General features: G+C 59.4%; 11 protein-coding genes and 3 pseudogenes. 4 read left to right on the top strand and 10 right to left on the bottom strand.

What is annotated here, in order from left to right; all coding sequences use genetic code 11:
- Positions 1-713 precede the first annotated feature (713 nt).
- The 4 genes from ACVWZ4_RS04715 to ACVWZ4_RS04700 form a co-directional block, all read right to left on the bottom strand.
- Complete coding sequence (locus ACVWZ4_RS04715; protein WP_456701737.1) at positions 714-2,261, bottom strand: acyl-CoA dehydrogenase family protein; 1,548 nt, start codon at positions 2,259-2,261, stop codon at positions 714-716.
- Between the two features lie 621 nt (positions 2,262-2,882).
- A complete protein-coding gene (gene groL / locus ACVWZ4_RS04710; RefSeq protein ID WP_456701738.1) occupies positions 2,883-4,523 on the bottom strand; it encodes a chaperonin GroEL in 1,641 nt (546 codons plus the stop codon).
- A 78-nt stretch (positions 4,524-4,601) separates the two neighbouring features.
- Positions 4,602-4,916 carry a co-chaperone GroES gene (locus ACVWZ4_RS04705; RefSeq protein WP_456701739.1) on the bottom strand — a complete coding sequence of 105 codons (315 nt, stop codon included), beginning with the start codon at positions 4,914-4,916 and terminating at the stop codon, positions 4,602-4,604.
- Between the two features lie 415 nt (positions 4,917-5,331).
- Positions 5,332-6,867: a DDE-type integrase/transposase/recombinase gene (locus ACVWZ4_RS04700; RefSeq protein WP_456701696.1), complete on the bottom strand. Its 1,536-nt coding sequence runs from the start codon at positions 6,865-6,867 to the stop codon at positions 5,332-5,334.
- A 136-nt stretch (positions 6,868-7,003) separates the two neighbouring features.
- Between ACVWZ4_RS04700 and istA the strand changes: the two are divergent.
- Both istA and ACVWZ4_RS04690 read left to right on the top strand, forming a co-directional pair.
- Positions 7,004-8,310 (top strand): annotated as a pseudogene (istA, locus tag ACVWZ4_RS04695) (IS21 family transposase).
- 20 nt (positions 8,311-8,330) lie between these two features.
- Positions 8,331-8,660: pseudogene (locus ACVWZ4_RS04690) on the top strand (ATP-binding protein); the annotation flags it as partial.
- A gap of 34 nt (positions 8,661-8,694) precedes the next feature.
- Here the strand turns inward: ACVWZ4_RS04690 and ACVWZ4_RS04685 are convergent.
- Positions 8,695-10,764: a recombinase family protein gene (locus tag ACVWZ4_RS04685; RefSeq protein ID WP_456701740.1), complete on the bottom strand. Its 2,070-nt coding sequence runs from the start codon at positions 10,762-10,764 to the stop codon at positions 8,695-8,697.
- Positions 10,745-10,933, bottom strand: coding sequence for a hypothetical protein (locus tag ACVWZ4_RS04680; RefSeq protein ID WP_271591124.1), 189 nt, complete (start codon positions 10,931-10,933; stop codon positions 10,745-10,747). The genes ACVWZ4_RS04685 and ACVWZ4_RS04680 overlap by 20 nt, the downstream gene beginning before the upstream one ends.
- A 306-nt stretch (positions 10,934-11,239) precedes the next feature.
- Between ACVWZ4_RS04680 and ACVWZ4_RS04675 the strand changes: the two are divergent.
- Together ACVWZ4_RS04675 and ACVWZ4_RS04670 are read left to right on the top strand one after the other, a co-directional pair.
- Positions 11,240-11,758: pseudogene (locus tag ACVWZ4_RS04675) on the top strand (ATP-binding protein); the annotation flags it as partial.
- Positions 11,759-12,511: 753 nt separating this feature from the next.
- Positions 12,512-13,159, top strand: coding sequence for an FkbM family methyltransferase (locus tag ACVWZ4_RS04670; protein ID WP_456705181.1), 648 nt, complete (start codon positions 12,512-12,514; stop codon positions 13,157-13,159).
- A gap of 52 nt (positions 13,160-13,211) precedes the next feature.
- Here ACVWZ4_RS04670 and ACVWZ4_RS04665 read toward each other — a convergent pair whose 3' ends face one another.
- From ACVWZ4_RS04665 to ACVWZ4_RS04650, 4 genes are all read right to left on the bottom strand, one after another.
- Complete coding sequence (locus ACVWZ4_RS04665; protein WP_456790044.1) at positions 13,212-13,565, bottom strand: hypothetical protein; 354 nt, start codon at positions 13,563-13,565, stop codon at positions 13,212-13,214.
- Complete coding sequence (locus ACVWZ4_RS04660) at positions 13,456-14,205, bottom strand: hypothetical protein (protein ID WP_456701742.1); 750 nt, start codon at positions 14,203-14,205, stop codon at positions 13,456-13,458. The genes ACVWZ4_RS04665 and ACVWZ4_RS04660 overlap by 110 nt, the downstream gene beginning before the upstream one ends.
- Before the next feature lie 1,525 nt (positions 14,206-15,730).
- Positions 15,731-16,474, bottom strand: coding sequence for a carbonic anhydrase (locus ACVWZ4_RS04655; RefSeq protein ID WP_456701743.1), 744 nt, complete (start codon positions 16,472-16,474; stop codon positions 15,731-15,733).
- An 8-nt stretch (positions 16,475-16,482) separates the two neighbouring features.
- Positions 16,483-17,235, bottom strand: a complete 753-nt coding sequence (locus ACVWZ4_RS04650) for a thermonuclease family protein (RefSeq protein ID WP_456701744.1) — start codon at positions 17,233-17,235, stop codon at positions 16,483-16,485.
- Positions 17,236-17,700: the final 465 nt, after the last annotated feature.

Genomic DNA, 17,700 nt, shown 5'->3' with positions numbered 1-17,700 from the left:
CTCGTTGCCGCTCTTGATGTCGCCCTCGGTGAACAGGTCATCCGCGGGCTGGCCTGTGACAATCATGTGCGTTCCAAACTGCTCAATTGAGGTGGCGCGGAGCTGGACGACAAAGTCGTTTTAGAAGTTAAACGCCGAAGAATGCGACGAGATCTGCTGAGTTAAGGAGCCGGAATTCTCTTCGCGCGATCGAGCGTAAGCGGGTTATTAAGCTGATCCGGAAGACCGTCGCCCACCAGGGTGGATTTGGTCCTGGTCTAACGCTGGAAGCAGCGCGGGCGGACTCGACGATGGTCGGGCTGGATGGATTAGACGCTGTCTCTGCCACGCCCGCACTACTGGTGAAGTTAGCAGAAACGTGACTCGGCGCTGAAATCCCCACGCATACTCGGGGCTAGCGCTGTCCCTACCACGCGCCGCTAACTTCAACATTGATTTACACCGACAAGCTTTCGAAAAGCTGACGAACTGACGCAGTGCATTAAGCCAGAGCGGCTTGTGGAGGTCCGTGCCCACCTGTCTTGAAAGCAGACATGGCCTAACGTACGACTGTTGTTTCCTTTGAGAGCTTCTGGCCACGTATATGCCACGTGACAGCGAGAAGGGGCAGCAGGATGCAAATATACCCAGCCCGTCGATGATGCGAGCGCGCGGTCAAGTGTCGCCTTGCGGGGGGACCACCACACGAAAGGACGTCCGACACGCGCTAGTCGTCAGACATACTGCACCAACTTGAGGTAATCGTCTGTGAGTACGGGAGAGCGAATAGAGCAAGCCGCTTCGTCAAGAAAAGCAGCTAGTCTCCGATTGGCCCGACTGCAGGCTTCGACAGTTTGTCGTGCCGGCGCGCGAGTGCGGAGAGATGCTAGTTCAGAACCGACCATGTCGGATGCAGCCGCGGCACAATCTGAGGCTGAGAAGCAGCCAGCGGACATGACGGCTTTTGCCAGTCCCAATGTGGTGAGCCAACCTGCATAAATCAGGACGGCACCGTCAGTCTCATTGAGGCCAGAGAGCTCGTCGATCGCAGCAGCATGGATCGATGCCGCCCCAACCGACCGAAACAGGTCCGCTATTTCGTGGCGCGTGGCCTTGGAGAGGAGGCAGCGGCCGAGATGTGATAGGAGCGCCTCAGTCGGGCCTTCGAAGATGCGGAGGATGCGAGCGTCCCGGTAGATTTTAGCCAAAGGCGTTCCCTCATCATAACCGCGGCCGCCCAGCAGTTGAACGCATTGATCGGCGACAAGGCCGCACCACTCTGAGGCCAAAACCTTCGTTGCCGACGCAAGGTGGACGTTCGGCGCGCCGTGCAGTGAAAGAAGCTGGCAGGATGCTGCCAGCATCGCCTTCACCACTTCCCGCCGCAGCACCATCTGTCCAAATAGCTGCTCGATGTAACTGTTCTCGATCATGCGCACTTTACCAAGCCGGCGATGGGTTGCATAAGAGGCCGCAATCTGGATGGCACGCTCTAGGGCCCCAAGACCCATAGCAGCTACACCGATACGGCCGCGGTTCATACTCGATGTCGCCGCTCCCCAGCCGTCTTGATCGCCGGAAAGCACGTAGGAGCGCGGCAATTCAACATCCTGGAACTCCAGTGTATTCTGAATGATGCCACGTAGACCGAGGGTTCTATGCTCGTGGGTCACCTTGAGGCCTGGAGCCTGCCTGTCAACGAGTACAGCAACCAACCGACCTCTGGCATCGTTCTGTCCTGACGCGCGCGCAAAGCAAACGATCCAGCGAGCCCAATCAGCGAGGCCGATCCAGATTTTGCGGCCAGAGATACGAACTGTATCGTCCTGGACGAAAGCCGAAGCCTTTATATGTCTCGGGGCAGACCCAGCTCCAGGTTCCGTCAAAGCGAAAGCGCAGAGATCGCCGCGTGTTGCTCCCCGAATGATAGCGCCTCGTTCGGGGATGTGCGGGGCCGCTTCGATGCAAGGCAAGGCTAGAAAATTATGGATAACGAGGGTCGATGCAGCGGAGACATCGAACGATGCCGTGACGGAGATGAGATCGATGGCCTCGTGCAAGGGGAGAGCTAATCCACCCAGCTCTCTTGGTGCGGTGAGCCCGAACAGTCCATGCCTTGCCAAAATGCTGTGTAGGGTCGGAGGGAATGCTCGGCGGTCATCCGCGTCTGCGAAATTCAACTGACTGAGGTCAGCAGCCAAACTGGAGTATAGTGCGGTTGCACGACTCTCAGCTGAGCGTTCCTGCTTCGCCTCGAATTGAGCGTAAACTTGGTTGTACATGGGCATAAAGCCACGATGATCCCAATCATGTTTCGTGCCAATTCATCCCAGCGGCTAGCTCCGCTACACATTGGTATAGTGTGGATGCAAGCAAGTATAGGCTTGTTGGCCGAGGCCACAATTCCTGACTGCCGTCGTAGCCGGCGAGCTCCTATGCGGAGTACCATGCCGTTCCCATCATCACATGGAAACCCAAGAAATTGAATGCGAAGCAAGCAGCACGAACTTTAGTGGGCGTTTAAGTCTAAGCGCGTCGTGACCCGACCTTCGCAGCAGGGAAGCTGAGGGGGAGCCGGTCCGAGATGACTACATGAATAGCGTCAATCATCACTCCTCCGGGATACTTTGGTGACTATGAGAACGAGCATTGTCAGGGTTCAGACAACCGCGTTGGCCACAAGATTTAGGTGCGAAACGTCACGACGGAATTTTATCGCTTTCGGCTACGTGACACGGAAAAGGTTGGTAGGTCGGTCGAAAGCTGACGGCCGAGCCTGGTCCTGCCGCCGAGCACTTGGAAAAACCGATGGGCAGCGGATGACAAGGGCCTAAGGATAATCCATGCAAAAACCCTGGCATTTGCCAGGGTTTCGCGAGTCATGGAGAAATTGAGAACCTGGATCAAAAATCCATGCCGCCCATACCGGGGCCAGCAGGAATTGCTGGACCAGGCGTAGCCCTCTTCGGCAACTCGGCAACCATCGCTTCCGTCGTGATCAGCAGCCCCGCCACGGAGGAGGCGTTCTGAACTGCGATGCGCACGACCTTGGCGGGGTCAATGATACCTTTGGAGAGGAGATTGCTGTACTCTCCTGTCTGTGCATCGAAGCCGAAGGAGTACTGCTCATTATCGAGCACCTTGCCGACCACGATCGATCCGTCTTCGCCGGCATTAATTGCGATCTGGCGTGCCGGCCAGGACAGTGCTTTGCGTACGATCTCAACGCCGGTCTTCTGGTCGTCGTTCTGGGTTTGCAGGCCCTTCAGCTGCTCGGAGGCACGGAGCAGGGCGACGCCGCCGCCGGGGACGATACCTTCCTCGACAGCCGCGCGGGTCGCATGCATCGCGTCATCAACGCGATCCTTGCGCTCCTTCACCTCGACCTCGCTCGCACCGCCGACGCGGATCACCGCGACGCCGCCAGCGAGCTTGGCGAGACGCTCCTGGAGCTTCTCACGGTCGTAGTCCGAGGTGGTTTCCTCGATCTGCGCCTTGATCTGGGCCACGCGCGCCTCGATGTCGGCCTTCTTGCCGGCGCCGTTGACGATCGTGGTGTTCTCCTTGTCGATCATCACCTTCTTGGCGCGACCGAGCATGTTGAGCGTGACGTTCTCGAGCTTGATGCCGAGATCTTCCGAGATCGCCTGGCCGCCGGTCAGGATCGCGATGTCCTGCAGCATGGCCTTGCGGCGATCGCCGAAGCCCGGAGCCTTGACGGCCGCGACCTTGAGGCCGCCGCGCAGGCGGTTCACGACCAGGGTCGCGAGCGCCTCGCCTTCGACGTCCTCGGCGACGATGACCAGCGGCTTGCCGGTCTGCACCACGGCCTCGAGCAGCGGCAGCAGCTCGTTGAGCGAGGAGAGCTTCTTCTCGTTGATGAGGATGTAGGCGTCGTCCATCTCAACGCGCATCTTGTCGGCGTTGGTGACGAAGTAGGGCGAGATGTAGCCGCGGTCGAACTGCATGCCCTCGACGACGTCGAGCTCGGTCTCGAGCGACTTGGCTTCCTCGACAGTGATGACACCCTCGTTGCCCACCTTCTTCACGGCGTCGGCGAGAAACTTGCCGATCTCGACATCACCATTGGCAGAAATCGTTCCGACCTGGGCGATCTCGTCGTTCGAGGTCACGTTCTTGGAGTTCTTCTGGAGGTCCGCCACCACAGCCTCGACCGCGAGATCGATACCACGCTTGAGGTCCATCGGGTTCATGCCGGCGGCAACCGACTTGGCGCCTTCACGCACGATTGCGGCGGCAAGGACGGTCGCGGTAGTGGTGCCGTCGCCGGCAGCATCCGCAGCTTTCGAAGCGACTTCGCGCACCATCTGCGCGCCCATGTTCTCGAACTTGTCCTCGAGTTCGATGTCTTTTGCAACCGCAACGCCGTCCTTGGTAATACGCGGCGCGCCGAACGACTTGTCGAGTACGACATTGCGCCCCTTTGGACCAAGTGTGACCTGCACGGCATTGGCGAGAATGTCGACGCCGCGCAGCATACGATCTCGCGCATCTACTCCGAACTTGATTTCTTTCGCTGTCATAGAGAATTCCCTCGATTCCAATTGGTTCAGCGCCCCCAGGGGCCTCCTCAGAAGGAGGTGAGCTGCGCAAGTCCAGAATTAGGCGGCCTTCTGCTTGGAGAACACTTCGGTGAGGACGCCCATCACGTCGCTCTCCTTCATGATCAGTAGATCCTGGCCGTCGATCTTGACTTCAGTGCCTGCCCATTTGCCAAACAGCACCCGGTCACCGACTTCGATATCGATCGGAATTAGCTTGCCGCTCTCATCTCGGCCGCCTGGGCCAACTGCAATAACTTTGCCTTGCGACGGCTTTTCTTTGGCTGTGTCCGGAATGATGATACCGCCAGCGGTTTTCTCATCGGCGTCGATGCGTTTAAGCACGACGCGATCGTGAAGTGGTCGAAAATTCATTGAAGTCTCCTGAACGTTTGAACAAGTTGAAGTTGGACACAATGTGACCAGCCTCACTACAGCAAGAGTCGGACCATAATCAGTGTGGCGATCTAGCCTTCCAATTCTGCTGGATCACTGCGGGGCTGCGGGTGACTTTGTCGAGAAGCAAACGCGCTGACCGGCACAGTCCGCTCGGCCGTTGCGAAAGTGACATCGCGCTTCTTCCAAAATCCGTATTCTGGCCCGGCCTGTCGCGCGCCATGGAAAACTGCCCCCTCATATTGCCTCAGATGACAATGTTACCGAAGCGCACCCTGGTGTTTTTCTGGATCGGCTGCCGCGAGTCGGAGCAAGCTGCTCGCGAAGCGCGCCCTACAGAGCGCCGTAGCGAGCGAGCGGCTTGCGGTGCTTCGGCGAAAGAACCTGTCAGGATTTAAATACTAAGGCACGAAGCTTGGCCCGATAGTGTGATCTCTGTGCTGCTGATGAGCTGTCGAGCGGCCTTTGATCGCCAATTCTTGACCAATCGCTGCACCGTGCGCCGCTGATGGCCGCTGAACCGACCGGGCGCATGCGCTTCCAGCCGGGAGAGAAGATCGACCGCGGACAAGTGCGGAGCCGCGGCGAGCCATTCCTCGATGATGGGAATGTAGGGGTCGAGCATCGATGGCCGACGTGGCACAGGCTTGCGCCGCACATAGCGACGACGATGAATGCCCCGCTGCTCACCCTGTTTCCAACCGTCGCCGAGCTCTCGGGCAAAGGCCGCTAAGTCGCTATGCCCCTGCGCGACAGTCATCGCTGGCTTTCCAGCCCGTTGATCGACGCGCTTACCCAGCTCATTCTGAGCGTCCCGCATTTGTGCCAGCAATGCCACCGGATCAAGCGTCCGGTAAATCTCCCGCAGCCGACCTTTGAATGCCTCATTGAGCCTCGGGTGGACCAATGCTCTTTCGTACGGCGTAGCGGGAGGAAGATAGCGCTTGATCATCTTGGCACCTTCGCGGTGCTTCTCCTTCAGCTTAAACGAGGGCTGGAAGAAATTGATGTGCAGCCGTGCCGCAGCAAACAGGCGAGCTAATGAGCGAGCGGCATCAATGCCTTCAAACCGCCCGTAGCCCACCAGGCGGCGAACGATAGCTCCGTTCTTTTGTTCAACGAATGCCTGATCGTTCTTCTTGTAGGCCCTGGAACGAGTGACTTCGACATCGTGAGAACGGCACCACGACACGACCGTGTCGTTCATGAAGGCGCTGTCGTTATCAAAATCTAGCCCCCGAATGGGCCAGGGAAATAGGTTCTGCGCCCGCTCGAGAGCTTCGATCACAAGAGCTGCTTCACGCACGACGAGCGGAAAGCATTCGGTCCACCCCGTTGCGATATCCACCATTGTTAGCGTCTGAATGAACGCGCCAGATACGGACATGCCGCCGTGCGCAACCAGATCCGCTTCGCAGTACCCCGGCGGAGGTGATCCCCAGTCATTGAATGTACGCACCGGGACTTGCCGCCGTACGGCACTAGAAAAGCCCGCCCGCCGTCGGCGCCCTCCGGCTGCTGCGATCTTTACGTCGCTCAGCAGGCGATCGATCGTCGCCGCGCTCACCTTCAAAACCTTCGACCTCTCATCGGCAGAAAGCTTCAATCTGCCGTGCCGTTCAAGTGCCGGAAGCAAAAACGGGATCATCGCGACGAGCCGCTTACTGCAGAGCCGGTCAGAGGCGTCCCAGAGCACAATCAGTGCAACGCGAATGGAAGCTCCGTAACTGCGGCCCCGTCGCCGCGGCACGGCCGATCCCGATGCCCCGTCCACCGACAGTGCTCGGATCGCGTGCTTACGATGCCATCCCGTAAGGGCACACAGCTCGTCCAGGATCCGTGCCTTCTCGAGCCGTCCGCTCGCCCGATAACGCTCCACCAGCGCTGATGTGATCTCGCGCTTTGCGCGCATGCTGATCTTCCCTGCCATACCCGCCACCGAACTGATTCGGCAGCTCCGCCCCAGACACGACAGGAAAGTTGTCCGGTAACATTTTTAGTGAGGCAATGCGCCCCTCGGCGTCATGAGGAATTGCCCCCTCCTTGGATAGCCGAGGAGAGAGTGAATGAAAGAGGAACGAATCGCGGAAAGCTCGTCGTGGATTGATCCACGGGGGCAGGTGATGAAGACGCCGGATGACGTGGCGGAGATGTTGCGCCTGAGGGCGTGCGGGTGGGGTCTGAAGCGGATTGCGCGGCAGCTGGGCTGCAGTCATCACACGGTGAAGGACTACGTGGCGGCGGGCGGGGTGAAGCCGTTCAAGTCGCCTGAGCGGCCGAAGCGTCTCGACGGCCTTGAGGGTTGGCTGCGCGAGAGGCTCATTCGGCATCGCGGCAATGCCGACGTGGTGCGCCAGGACTTGTTGGCCGAGCAAGGCGTGGCAGTCAGCCGGCGGACGCTGCAACGCGCCGTGCAGCCCTATCGTCAGGCGCTGAAGGCGGAGGCGTTGGCGACGACGCGGTTCGAGACGCCGCCAGGCCGGCAGCTGCAGATCGACTTCGGCGAGCGTCTGGTCGAGATCGGAGGGGCGAGAGTCAAGGCATTCGTGTTCGTGGCAACGCTTGGGCATTCGCGGCGGCTGCATGTGCGTGCGTTCCGGGCCGAGAGGCAAGAGCATTGGTTCGCCGGCTCGAGAGCACATTCACGACCTTCAGCGGTGTGCCGGAGGAAGTGCTGATGGATAATCCCCGGGCGCTTGTCGTGCGCCACGACGCCGTGAGCCGGTCGGTCCAATTTAACGACAAGCTCATCGCGTTCGCGAAGCATTGGGGCTTCCGTCCTCGCGCCTGCGCGCCGTATCGGGCGCGGACGAAGGGCAAGACGGAGAATGGCGTCGGTTACGTGAAGAAGAACGCGATCGCGGGGCATTCCTTCGCGAGCTGGGAGGCATTCGAGGCGCATCTGGCCGGATGGGAGCGTGAGGTGGCGAACGTGCGTATCCACGGCACGACCGGGGAGGCGCCGATTGCTCGCTTTGCGCGTGACGAGGCACATCGGTTGAAGCCGCTTAGCGGGCAACCGTCGTTCGGATCGTTGCGTGAACTGACCCGCGTCGTCGGGCACGATTGCGCCGTCGAGATCGACACGAACAGCTACTCAGTGCCGTGGCGCCTGATTGGCGAGCCCGTGGCGGTAACGATCGCGGCCGGGGAAGTGCGGATCCGCCATGGATTGCACCAAGTTGCGATCCACAAGCAATCGGATGGACGCCGGCTGCGGATCATCGACACCGCTCATCTCGATGGTGTTGCTGGTCGCAATGGCGCGGTCCGCCGGGCTGAGATCGCGGCGGCGGTGCTGGCGCCGTCCTCACCCCCCTCGTTGTTGCGCCCTCTTGCCGAATACGAAGCCGTGGTCGGAGGAAGCTTCTGATGGCACGGGCAAAGAAGATAATGGAAGCAACGGCCGATCCGCTCGATGCCATGCTGGCGCGACTGCAGCTCTCCGGTATCCGCGATCAGCTCGACACCCTGCTCGACGAGGCGGCGCGCGCGAACCTGTCGGCGCGTGAGACGCTGATCCTGCTGTGCGAGCGCGAGATCGCACGCAAGGACCATCGCCGCATAGAGATGGCGCTGAAGCTCGCACACTTCCCGGCGGTGAAGGAGCTTGCTGGCTTCGACTTCGAGGCGCAGCCATCAATCGATCCAAAGCAGATCCGTGATCTTGCCGCATCACGTTGGATAGCCAACGGAGAAAACGTGCTGCTGCTCGGGCCGCCCGAGTCCGATTCATACTGCCCACCTCGCTATGCCATTATAGTTCAAGCTCTCTTTGGCGGAGATCGCCAGACGACGGGCGCCGGAAGCGCCGCGCCTGCGCGGCGTTCCTGACCTCGGGGTGCTCCAGATCAGGCGCCTTGATCACCCAGGGTGCGCCCTTGCACAGCTGGTGCGCGGGCAAGCTTCGCTCCGCGATCAGGCGGCGAACCGTCGATGGGCTGACCTTCAACGCAGCGGCGGCTTCGTCCAGAGTGATTTCTCCTCTCTCCATGCGTTCGCCTTCCCGGTAGGGTGCAATAGCTTGCTGGTTGCGCAAGTGACGAACGCGGGCGCGGGTCCAGCTGTTACCGTGCCCCGTCGACTTGCCCGCTCGGTTGAGGACCGCCGCGATCGTGCCGTCGGGCATCTGGCGTGCCAGAACACGCACGAGATCAATGACATCTGCGGATGTGCTCCAGCGGTGTTGGCCCGTGCGGTTCTTTCTGGTCTCTAGCGCTGTGTGATCGCCGCCCTGCCAGTGGATCACAAGCTCAATTGCCGCATCGCCGACGCGTACAACGATTTCGTGGATTAAGGTTCGGATGATCCGCTTGCGCGTGGCAGGCGTCGCCCCAGGACTGTTCCAGGCCCGCTCCAAATCGGAGCCAAGCGCAAGCAACCGGTCGCGATCCGCCTCGCTCAGAGGACTCTCCGGCTTGGCCAACAGTGCACCGCGCTCTTCCTCGAGCGCGCGGACGGCCAGCAGGCGTTCATTCCAACGTCGCTCCAGCTCGCCGGCGACCAGGCGATTGTCGGGATCGACAGCCTCATATCGCCGACGAGCCCGAGTGGCCTCATAGCGCGCTTGCTCAAGAGAAAGTTCAAGTTGATGCAGCTTCTCGGCGTGCTCCCGGCCGCGGTCCTCCATGGCAGACAACGCAGCCTGGACTCCGAGCGGTTGCAGGCGCGCGATGACTTCGACGCTGATTGCGGCATCCACACGCAGGTCGCCGAATGAGATGCATGGCTCTCCGCCATGATTGATCTGGCTACCGCGGCAATGATAGCGCCCGACGTTACTGTGCGTGCCGCTGTAGGCAACGTGAAGTTTACGACCGCAGTGACCGCAACGAAGGAGCCCTGCAAGAAGGGCCTCACCGCAGCGGACCGAGCCACGACTCATGAAGCTCTTCCCATTGGCGTTATCGGTGATCAAGCGCTGATTCCTCTCGAACTCCGCCCATGTAATGTAGCCCTCATGGTGGTCCTTGATCAAAACCTCCCAGTTGCTGCGCTCCCGGCGGAAACCCCGCACGATTCTCTTGCGGCCGGCCTCGATCGTCACCCGACTGCCAGAACGCCCGAAGGTGTAGGCGCCAGCATAGATCGGATTGGTAAGGATGTGGCGGATCGTGTTGTAGACGGGTAACTTCCACTCGACGTGACGTCCCTCGGGGCCACTGCTGACTGCAGGCAAGGCGATTCGCTCTTGCCGTAACCATAGGTGAACCTGGCGCAGCGTCTGCATCTCGGCGAACTTGGCGAACACGAGTGCGAGCGCCTCCTGAATGCGTCGATCAGGATCCTTCTCGATCTGATCGTGGGAGACTTTGATATAGCCGATGGCAACGTTGAGGAAGAGCTCACCCCTGCGCGCCTTTTGCTTCAAGGCCTCAAGCGAGCGCTGCCGAAAGATCGACAGCTCCATCTCGCTCATTGTGCCCTTCATGCCGAGCAGAAGGCGATCATTGGGATGGCGCGGATCGTAGACGCCATCCTCATCGACGATCAGCGTTCCAACGAGCCCGCAGAACTCCAGGAGCGTATGCCAATCCCTGCCGTTGCGGGCCAGCCGAGAGGCCTCAATCGAGACCACAGCGCCAACTCGCCCTTCGCAAATCGCAGCGAGCAGCTTCTCGAACCCAGGACGCGCGGTGCCGCTACCAGAGCGACCGAGATCATCATCGATCACGATCACCTCGCTCCAGCCCAGCTGGCGCGCACGGTCGGCCAAGCCGTACTGGCGGCGCTGGCTCTCTTTGTTGTTGATAACCTGGTCGGCCGTCGACTGACGAATGTAGATGACGGCCTGGCGAGCAAGGTGCTCAGGCGTGATCTTGCTCACCGCTGTCCTCCCCGCTCACGTTGCATGTCTCGGCCGCGCTGTCGGTGAACGCTTCGGCCAGAAGCTCCTTTAAGAGCTCCAGCATCTGCTGGTGGGCTTCGATCGGAATGCTGCTGTATGTTGGAGGGCTCTCGAAAAGATCCCCCTGACGACGTGATGCGTCCGCCATGTCCGCCTCCTCGCGAATGGGATGATTCCCTGGAAGAGGAGGCTAAGACCGCATCGACGAGAACGCGCACCTCCAGCAGACGATCCACCGGAAGCCGCGGATCAGCTATCAGTCGGAAGGAAGCGGCGGCGGGAGCCGCCATCCATGCCGGCAGAAGCGTTAACGTGGCATCAGGCTGTCTGATAACAAGATGCGTCTCATCGCCAAGCCGCTTGCAGGCGACAACAACGACTGACGCTCCGCATCGCGGATGAAACGGGTAGAGGATCTCAATCTCGGATCCTAGACACCCGGCATTATGACGCTGGTTCGCCAGGCGTAGGTAAGACGCACTTGTCGATCGCGCTCGGGCGAGAGGCGATCCTGGCCGGATACACGGTGCAGTTCACCACGGCGACGACGCTGGTCGCTGGCCTTGCCAAGGCGCACGGCGAGCGACGCCTGGACGAGAAACTTCTCGCGCTGTCGAAGCCAAAGCTGCTCATCGTCGACGAACTCGGCTACTTGCCTCTTGAACCTGACGCGGCCCATCTGTTCTTCCAACTGGTCAGCCGGCGATACGAAACTGGCGCGATGCTGATCACGTCGAACCGCAGCGTTGCCGAATGGGGTACGGTGTTCGCCGATCCCGTGGTCGCCACCGCGATCCTTGACCGGCTCCTGCATCACAGCCACGTGCTGACGATCCGCGGCGACAGCTACCGACTTCGCGCCAAGCGCAAAAGCGGCCTCATCAAGACGCCGACCGCCGGTGACGGCCCTCCGGTCGGCTCCGCCTCCCTCCGGCCCGTCACCGGCGGAAACAACCTTCAACCGAGATCATAATCCGATGGTGGGGGCAGTTCTTCGTGACGCAAAGGGGGCAGTTCCGGAAGGCGTTTGACACGGCCACTTCAACATTCCCCGGACGCGCATTGACCGATCAAAACGCCGCGGGTTTCGATGCCCGTTTCAGGGGTGAACTCGGCTATCTGGCGACCCCATTTAGCCGCGGTGGCCCCGCGAAGCCTGCGGTACAGAAGCCTTATCAAAGAGGGGGCTCGCCGAATCTGCGCGGTTCATCGATTGCGAAATAAGCATGTAACGATCTCGAACAATAGGACGCGAGTTCCTGTAGAGAGTGGCTGGCTGATGAGCACGTTGCAATCAACTAAGTGCGTGTGGCGATGTAGCCGTGTCGCGAGCCTGTTCAGTTGATTCCTGCGCATTCGTGATCGACCGCTCGTGAGGAAACTTGTAGGATCGCTTGCGTACCGCAACGCGTGCCTCGGTTTTAACAGGGTGCGTTCCTGGCAAATCAGTGCGAGCAAAGGCCGCCGGACAATTGCAAAAAGCTAAGGCGACGATATGCCCCGCTGGGCCGCGTTTTACGGGATGGCTTCGAGAGCGGCTTCGCTAGGCGCACGATATGCTTCCGATATGATGTCGATGGCACGCAAACAGCTGCCGTGCAGCAGGGAGATCGGCGGACATATGAAGCTTATACCTTGATATACGTTGTGCAGCGGCTTTTGGCGTGTGATGGCAAGCTTCAAAGTCGAACTTCGCCTGATCTCCGCGCACCATGGAAAAGCAGCTGTGTCGTCCGTAGAAGTACATCAGCACATCGTCTCCCTTCTGGAAAAGCCGAATCCCATCATTCTGGATATCGGCTGCAACGATGGGACTGACACGCAAAAGTTTCTCGAGTTGTGTCCGCAACCCGAGCTCTACTGCTTTGAGCCGGATCCCCGAGCGATCGCTCGCTTCAAGACGAAGCTGGGATCCTCCCTTGGTAGGGTGAAGCTGTTTGAAATAGCGATTAGTGATCGAAACGGGACAATCGACTTCCACCCAAGCAATGCCGATGGGGATGCGAGGGATTGGGACCTATCCGGCTCAATACGCCGTCCAAAGAACCATCTTACTGAGTATGAATGGGTGCGCTTTGATCATCCTGTATCGGTTGAAACGCGTCGGCTGGATGACTGGTGCAGCGAAGCAAAGCTGGACGAAGTTGACTTCATCTGGATGGACGTTCAAGGAGCCGAGGCCGACGTTATCGCAGGCGGCATGCGGACCTTGAGCAAGACGCGCTTCATTTACACCGAATATAGTGACCGCGAGCTCTACGAAGGGCAGTTGACCCTGCAAGCCATTCTCAACTTGTTGCCATCATTTGAAGTGGCGGCTCACTACCCTCGCGCTGTGGAAGGTGATGTACTGCTCAAGAATGTGCGTGCGTAGCAGCTGCTCAGATCTGCTCTCGTGTTGTGTGGCTTGCCTTACGTGACGCGCTTCATGGGTAGCCCGGTTGTATTTCACTTCCGAGCAGGGCGCGGCCAGCGCTCTGGAGCGTTCCTTCATTCAACGCTGCGTGCTGGGCAACGACGAAGCTGTCGCACATGGCGCGCGCGAGAGTTCCTGCGGTATAGAGCGCCTCAGTTCCAGCAAGACCGCTTGCAAGCCTGCAGACCTCAGCCCCCTGCCGCGCAGCGTTCGTCGCGGCGAGCCGCATTAGCATTGTGGCGCCCAGAGTTACCTCACCCGTAAGCGCTTGCTTCCACAGCTCCTCCGTGGCCTTGTAAAAAAAACGAACGAGCGGAGCGTAGCATCGCTTCGGCTTTGGCGATTTCAAGCTGGACGTAGCCACGCTCAGCCATCACGGGCGCTCCAGTGATCGAGACGCGGCTTCCTGCCATGGTGGTCACCTCGTCCAAGGCAGAGCGCGCAATGCCGATTCCCACAATCGCGTGCGCCTGGGCAGCGAAAGCCACAGAGGGATAGCGATAAATCGGGCCATCAAGTGTCGGTGGACCGCCGCGGATCAACGTCCATTCCTCTGGCACTATGACATTGCTGACAACAATGTCGTGGCTTCCCGTGCCTTGCAACCCGATGACATCCCAATTGGGCCGGATTGTTACCTTCTCGGCCGGCATCACGGCTACGCGCGGGAGGTCACCAGTCGGATCGTCATCTACAGTGATACCAAGTCCTATCAGATCCGCTCCCGGCGAGCCGCTCGCGAATGGCCACACGCCGTTCACGACAAATCCACCGGTGCATCGCTTGGCTTGCTGGAGCGGGAAAAGCGCACCCGCCAATGCGACGTCGGGTCCATTGGCGTACACATTTCGAAGCGTGTCGTCCGGAAGAGCAGCGAGGTAGCGAGCTCCATCCCCAAAGCTGGCGACCCAGCCCGCAGATCCGTCGACTTCGGAGATCCGCTCGATCAGGCGGCTAAAGTCCGCGGGCGTCCGCTCCTCGCCGCCGAAACGCTTGGCGACCATGGCCCGGTAGACGCCGATACGTCTGAAGCCGTCGATGCTCTCTTTTGGAATATCTTCTGAGCGCGGCCAAACTCGTTGCGACGCTCACGGATCTCAACGAGTAGGGAGGACAGATCAGCCCAGGTCGAAGCGGTGGCATGGGTTTCGGCAGGCATCGTTTCTGTTGGAGCGTTCATAAATTGTCCTCCGTGTCTTGAGCGGATCACCATTGCGCGTTACTCATGTGGCTTGTGCGTGTGGCGAGGCCAGGTGGATGATAGCGGCTACACGGTAATCCGAAGCTGTCGCAGTTGATCTGGAATGCAGGGGATTGCACCCGGTGGCTTCCCAACCTAAGGGACCGGGGAGTTTCACAAGGATGTAGCTGTTGCAGCTGGCCTTGACGCTGGGTTGCCGAGCAATCGATAAGCGGCGGTGACAAGAGCCGTCCTTGCCGTCCTGGGGCCTGCGCCATTCAATGGGGGCATGCGGTGTCATGTCTGCTCCAATGGACGCGTCGTCACATTCGGGACATGCCGAGCCGTACCAGGTGCGGAACTTCTGATTTGCGTTCGGGACGGCGTCCGAGCCTACGGCTTCTTTTCCATTTTCCCACCAATCGACGTGCCATTAAGCATGTCTGCCGCCCTCGTCTTAGTCATGCGAGATCACTGCGCCGTGCCGGCGCAATGCGCGTGGTTCGTGTTTGCTTTCAGACGAAAATGTCATTCAGTCAACAATCCGCAAGAAAAGACGACCTTGGCGGATCTCGACCGCTGACCGGCTGGATTCAACGTTCATGATAAACGCGAAGGCGTGCTCCGATCTCCCGGCGCTACCGACAGCCTCATTTGCTTTCGAGCAACTGCCAGTAAGTGAGGTAGAGGCGGACCTTCGCACGGCAGGTGTTAAACAAGTGTACGAGGGCAGCCTCGGTAGTTCGAGCTGGCTCCAAAACTGCCCGCCCATGCGAGCGAAGACGAAGCGCTTCGAACAGGTTTAGGCTGTTGGAGGTCCGCTTCGCCTTTCTGCGTTCTATGGTAGCTAAATTTATGACTTGCGTGGCCCATTGCGGCCTGTCGCTGCCTGATGCTGAGCATCCGTGGCTACTACCTCAAACGAGCAGTCATGCTGCTCGCTGTAGGCGGTCTTCAGTCCCTGATTGAGCCTGTTGATAAAGTATGTGAGCCGCTGACCCAATAGAGACGTTTGTGCGGCAAGTCGCAATAGAAATCGTGTCGGCTCGGAAGTCCAGAGCTCGCGACTGCTCCGAAGCTTATCGCTTTCAATCGGGCAACCAAGAGTAATGCTGCCGCGCGCGCTATGTGCGTGTGTTGATGCTGGCCACCCGCTGCCGACATGAGTACGTACAACGGGAGGATAGCTAAGAGGCCACGCATACCGCGGGGCTTTTCCGAGGCGATGACAATTGTGAATTGGACAGCATCCGACGCATTTGTTCAAGACAATGGACCATCAAACAGCGCCTTCCCGAAATGCAAAACCGGACTGCGGATGATTTGCCGCGGGTGTGAAGATGCTAGCCCTAGCTCACAATATCCACTTTTCCGGTTTCGAACCGATAGAGGCCCCCCACGACCTTCAGCCGGTTCTGCTCGACCGCATCGTTCAGAATCGGGCCCGTCGCTCTGAGTTTGTTGACGTTGTCGATCACATTCTGTCCAATTGCTTTGGCGAATATGTCGCCGTCTTGCTCTAGAGATGCCTTGACTGAAGGAGCAAGTGCTTTGACCAGGGATGAGATGTGCCCCGGCGGCGGCCTATTCTGATGCAGCGACTTGATTGTCGCGTCTATCGCACCGCAATGATCGTGGCCAAGTACGAGAATCAGTGGCGTGTTGAGCACTGAGACCGCATATTCCATACTGGCGATCGTATCATCGTTAGCGAAGTTGCCGGCAACGCGGCAGACAAACAGATCACCAAGTCCGCTGTCGAAGACAAGTTCGGGCGGGACGCGGGAGTCGGCGCAGGTTAGAACCGCCGCATAGGGATTTTGGCCTTCGACCAAGACCGGGCGCTCGCGCCTGAAATCATCGGCTCGTGGTTCGCCCTGCACATACCGATCGTTTCCCTTCAGCAGCCGCTGCAGAGCAGCATCCGGCGCGAGCACGTTGTCTGGCTTTGGCTGTCCCCTTGCGTCCTCCACATCGACAATGTTGCTGCCGAGTCCGAGAAATACTGTCGAAACACCGAACAACAACAGCGCCCGGCGCGAACGCGCGAACTTGGTTAGGGAGTCCATGTTTAGAGAATGGTCTTCGTGCATGTGTCGCCTCATCGCGCGGCCTTATGCCAGCCGGTGGCTCGGGCTTCCGCTTCGCTACAGAGCCAGCGTTCGCCTCGCTTGTTCGTCATGTCGATTTGTTCATATCCAGGTTGCAGCGGCATGAGATAAATGCGCTCGCCGCTGCGATGGGTTCCCTTTATCAGGCACTCGGGGGACGGCGGTTCAGACAGCAGGATGGATCCTAGCAAAAGTTCCTGAGCGTCTACCGGAACCGAGTTTCCACCCACGATAATTGTGGCCCTGTTGCGGTTACGCCAGTCCCAGGGCGCGATGAACGCCCCGGACCAGAGCCCTGCATAATTTGTGCTCGCCACCAACTCATAGATCACGTAGCTATGTTGAGCTGCACCAGCCGATAGCGCCCAGCCTGAGCGCACCATCCAAGCATTCACATCCTCGCCTTCGATCAAGCAATTGCCTAGGGCGCGCCGTTGCTCATCAAGTCGTTGAGTCTGACAATCCCACGTTCGCCCATTCGCGTGCTTGATAAGCTCGTCGCGAGCGGCTACGCCACAGGCCCACTTTCGGCCTCGGGCGTCGAGGCAAATCTGATCGGTCTCAGGAGCTTCGATTCCAGACAGCCGAATGGTGGTTTGCTCGATCTCAATCGTGTTCCCGTCGAGGATGCGCGGAACACCGCTGAGCGTCGCCGCGCACACCGGAGATGTAATGAGTGCGAGTAATGCGAACATTGTTCCGCGGCGCATCATCCCGACAATATCCTTTCGCTCCTGATCCATGCTCACTGCCGATAGATTAGGCTGTTTGATCGCGTTATATCCGGCGTTCCGCCACAAGCGGTAGAAGTGTGCTCTATGACAGCTTGTCGTGAGTTCGAACCTACGACCTGACGCCACGTAAGGATCAAGTGATTTCATCCGCTGCGCGCGCAGCGAATACGAGCATCGACGTCTTCCTCACTGAAAGCGTACGATACTTCTCGACTTGAGCTGGAGATCCTCGCCTCTAAGCGGCGAACTCGCGATGTTGAACAATCCCGAGCCTCGGAATGCTGCGCTTAGTCTTGCAAATGGTGAGCGAGTCTGGACCTCCGGCGCCAGCGGTTGGGTACGGAGGAGCAGCAACGTCGCTATCGTTGATGACGAAGTCATCAGAAAACAGTACGTGGACGACGGTTTCGACGAGGGCTCGGGGATGAGCCGTCGCAGGCCACGGCTAACAGGGCCGACCCCGGGTGACGTTCT

It is taken from the genome of Bradyrhizobium sp. USDA 4472, from assembly GCF_054058595.1.
Note: the sequence above shows the minus strand (reverse complement) of the source record. Positions and strands in the feature narration are given on the sequence as shown.

Bases quoted from the DNA above. Each gene is read 5' to 3' on its own strand.
- ACVWZ4_RS04680 (WP_271591124.1), bottom strand. From the start codon at position 10,933: ATGGCGGACGCATCACGTCGTCAGGGGGATCTTTTCGAGAGCCCTCCA.
- ACVWZ4_RS04700 (WP_456701696.1), bottom strand. From the start codon at position 6,867: ATGGCAGGGAAGATCAGCATGCGCGCAAAGCGCGAGATCACATCAGCG.
- ACVWZ4_RS04705 (WP_456701739.1), bottom strand. From the start codon at position 4,916: ATGAATTTTCGACCACTTCACGATCGCGTCGTGCTTAAACGCATCGAC.
- ACVWZ4_RS04655 (WP_456701743.1), bottom strand. From the start codon at position 16,474: ATGCACGAAGACCATTCTCTAAACATGGACTCCCTAACCAAGTTCGCG.
- ACVWZ4_RS04650 (WP_456701744.1), bottom strand. From the start codon at position 17,235: ATGGATCAGGAGCGAAAGGATATTGTCGGGATGATGCGCCGCGGAACA.
- ACVWZ4_RS04660 (WP_456701742.1), bottom strand. From the start codon at position 14,205: ATGGTCGCCAAGCGTTTCGGCGGCGAGGAGCGGACGCCCGCGGACTTT.
- groL (WP_456701738.1), bottom strand. From the start codon at position 4,523: ATGACAGCGAAAGAAATCAAGTTCGGAGTAGATGCGCGAGATCGTATG.
- ACVWZ4_RS04715 (WP_456701737.1), bottom strand. From the start codon at position 2,261: ATGTACAACCAAGTTTACGCTCAATTCGAGGCGAAGCAGGAACGCTCA.